2 protein-coding genes are annotated in these 3,646 nt (G+C 62.9%); one reads left to right on the top strand and one right to left on the bottom strand.

What is annotated here, in order from left to right; translation table 11 throughout:
- On the top strand, window positions 1–1,153 hold a 1,153-nt coding region (locus RDU12_RS13945), incomplete at its 5' end, for a JmjC domain-containing protein (RefSeq protein WP_308685212.1).
- A gap of 89 nt (window positions 1,154–1,242) precedes the next feature.
- Here RDU12_RS13945 and RDU12_RS13940 read toward each other — a convergent pair.
- The coding region (locus RDU12_RS13940) for a KH domain-containing protein (RefSeq protein ID WP_308685210.1) at window positions 1,243–3,646 on the bottom strand (2,404 nt) is incomplete at its 5' end.

Below are 3,646 nucleotides of genomic sequence, written 5' to 3'. Positions count from 1 at the left end.
GGGCTCCGTCCGACCGGCGGATTTTCAGGATGCATGGAATAGGAGTTCGTTGCACTGTCGCGGCCAGAAGGGCCGGTTTGACGACCTGTTTTCTTGGAATGCGTTGAATGCGATCCTTGCGCAACATCGGCTCGAACCTCCTCGGTTGAGGCTTGAACAGGCCGGCCGAAGCGAAGCTGAGCTAGCTATCGTACGATATAGGCCTGCACGACGCGGCCCTGATATTCCCTACATAGATGTTCCGGTCCTGTACGCCCGACTTCGGGAAGGTGCCACGCTGGTGCTCGATTCCGTTGACGAACTCCACGAGCCCATCAAGCTATTCGCCCGTCGGTTAGAGGCAGAGTTCGGGGCGCATGTTGAAGCGAACTGTTACGCGGCCTTCGGAAGTACCCCCGGCTTCGGCGTCCACTGGGATGACCACGACCTCTTCGTGATCCAAATCAGCGGCGCTAAACGATGGCAGATGTTCGCGCCAACGCGCCAGTACCCACTTTATCGCGACGTCGATCCTAACCTATCACCCCCCACCGACCCGCTTTGGGAGCGTGTCGTTGAAAGTGGCGACGTCATCTACATTCCGCGCGGGCATTGGCATGGAGCAACAGGTGTGGGTGAGCCTGTTCTTCACCTGACTTTCGGGATCAACCTACCATCGGGTATCGACTACCTCACTTGGTTGGGTGATGCGGCACGGCACTCCGAGTTTTTTCGTGCCGACGTACCCTCACGACATGCTGACAGACGAACAACCTACGACGTCTGTTTTCTGGACGAGATCTCAGCCGTGGTTGCCGAGGCAAAGGCGCAACGGTTTCTGGATGATCGTGCCGCGACGATGCCGGCCCGTCCTTATTTTGGCCTCCCGGAAGGTGGCTTTTCCAATAGCTTGACCCCCGGCACCGTCCTCGCGTTCTCTGGCGCAACATGCCATGTCGAGCATGGGGAGCGAGCGATCGTCATCAAGGCGATTGGGCGCCGATTCGAGGTTCCGATTGCAGCTGCATCGGTCCTCAAATTCCTGGACCTAGATCCCCACGCGATTGACGATCTCGTTTCAGACAGCTTTCCGGTCGAGCACGCCATCGCTATGTGCGAGCAACTCCTGTTGGCCGGGTTCCTTCATCGGCCAACAGGCCTGGCGCGCGACTGAACGCAGATCCCGCTCCACCCACGCCCAAGAGTTCTGCGGGGGAGGAAGGTTTCAACTTGAGGCGGTCATAGCCTGACAGCGCCACCGCCCTAGTCATCGCCAAGCCATGTACGGGCCGCCAGCAGATCATCTAACGGGGGAGTATCAATGTAGAGCAAGAGCGTGAGGTCGCTCGCGTCCGACGGCGCATATTCGCTAGTCCACGGCACCCAACTGGTGTCGGAGGTGCGCAAATCCATGGCCTCACTGAACCAAGTCGAAAGCCGGACATCGCCCGCCAACCTCGGATTGCCGTCATCCAGGGAAAATTGGCCGCCCAAGGGCTCAAGCACCACCAAGCAGAACTGGCTCAGTCTGGACCGAACTACAGGGAAGTCGATGATGTCTCCCGCCGGTGAACGTAAGCTGCATCCGAGAAACATCTCGCTTTCGTCGCCAGCGGCTTCAAGAGCGATCAAAAGTTTTGCGTCGAGTGCCCAAATATGACGAACCTCCAAGGCACCGGATGTCTCCTTTCTCCGCTTCTTCTTATCTGAAGGTCGACCAGCATCGGCGGCCTGCGCCTCCGTCGGTATCGCCGATGTCGTATGGTCCGCGGCGAGCCGCCGCACCTCTGCGTCATCAACGTCGAGCAGAAAATCAGGGGTAGCGACGCGCAGGTGCGACGGGGGTACGCCCCGTGCCGGCCGCGACGGTTCCGGCACGAGCGAGAAGGGCTCGTCCTCCTGCACCGACCCCGTTGCGCCCGGGACCTCTGCCGATGCCAGGCTAATGAAGAGATACAGGTGGCCGGCCGACGGTCCTTCAAGGAGCCATGGCGCGTCTCGGCCTGTGGAGTTCGCCCGGCATCCGCTTTCCTTGCACAGCCGCCGGATGGTTTCGCCGCCGCGTCCTATAAGTGCACCGGCCTTGCCGGCGGGCACGGTGAGGAGGCCGCGTGCCCGTCGAGGAAACTCCTGCAGCACACGGTCCAACGTGGTCCTACTGGAGGCCACGACCGTGACTATGTCGTCGTCAAGCGAGAGGTAGGTGACGCCAGCCTGGTCCTGCAGGCGCCTCAAATTGGCGACTCCGTTGCCCAACAACCATCCCCGGGTCGCCGAGGGGACCCGCACCTGGCGTCGGGGGAAAGCGAAGATTTCCTCAAACGCCCGCCGGGCCGCCTCAAGGCCCGCTCGGTTGGACGAGGCAATCTCGATCTCGGCTTCCGCCTGTCGCACGAACAATCCGACGCCATGGGCTTGCTCAAGCTTGCGCCGCTCCCGGAAGAGGAAAGGCAGCAAGGCGACGGGCGCCTCCAACGTCTGGCGGACCTGCTGGGCGAAAAGGTTCCGGGAGCTAAGGTGGAGGCTGCCCTCGTAAAAGCGCCACACCTCGGCGGCCCAATCACGGTCCTTGACCGCCCGGACTAACTCGCTGACGGCCCGAAACGGCAGGTCCGCCGGCCCCAAGCGTATCCAATTGCCCCGCAGCTCGAGCGCGGCTTCCCGTTCGGCAATCTTGGCGACCTTCGTGGTCGGCGATTGCAATCCGGCCCGACGGTCGCCGCGTGCTGGCTGAACCGACAGGAGCAAAGCCTCCCCACCGGCCACCGTTTCGTGCCCGATCCATTTCAGGTCCTTGTCGCGGACCCGGAACCGATGCGTGAGTCCGGAGTCGAGGTCTTTGTGATCCAGTTCCACGATCGCAAAGCCGCGCGCGTCGGGAGGCGTCACCACAGTGGCGGGATACGCCCGATGACGCCCACCAGCTTTCGACTGGACCTCCGACGGCGCAGTAGCCAGATGCGCCCGCGCCCATGGGACGAGCGTTGCCGAAAATGAACCGTAGGCATCAGGCACGGCCCGCGCCCTGACCTGCGCGCCAGGTCGCAGCCGGAATGGCAGATCGACATCGTGGAAGTCGAGCGCTGCCCCCCAATCCTCAAGGTAAAAGGCACCGAGCCCATCTACCCTGTCGAGCTGGAGAAAGCTGCGGTCGTGGTCGCGAACAGAGCCACCAACCCGGACTTCCACCTCCTGCCATGGCGACAGGTCAAGGTGCTCTTGGCGGGGATCGCCAATGTCTGACAGCGCCCGTTCCTCAAGAACCAGCGTGGCGTCCGAGTCGTCCCAGCGGTATCCGGCGACGACGGCGCGAATGTCGCCTTCGAGCCGTTCGCCCGCGCGGTTGATGGCCTTGATCGGGGGCAGGGACAACAGTTCCGTCTCGAGAGCAGGCGCAGCTGGCGTCGGGGATGCCTCATCGTTGATCTCGAGTTCGGGTGCCTTGAGAATTTGACGCGCCGACTCTTCCTCAGGTTCGTCACCGAACCGCCGACGCGAGGGCTCCCAGTTGCGATCGAAGCCCTCGGACGAGTGCTCGACCTGTCGCGCCTGGCGCCCGACGGCGGCCTCGGCGCTCGGCAGGCGAACCACCCGCAGCCGGCGGAGCGAGCCATCGGCGCCAAAGTGCGCCTCGACCAGTGCGCCGACGGGCGCAAGCTCGAGGAGG

Origin of the sequence: Brevundimonas sp. (assembly GCF_031082345.1) — a bacterium.
Lineage (GTDB): Bacteria > Pseudomonadota > Alphaproteobacteria > Caulobacterales > Caulobacteraceae > Brevundimonas.
This window is presented reverse-complemented; position numbering and strand designations above follow the sequence as displayed.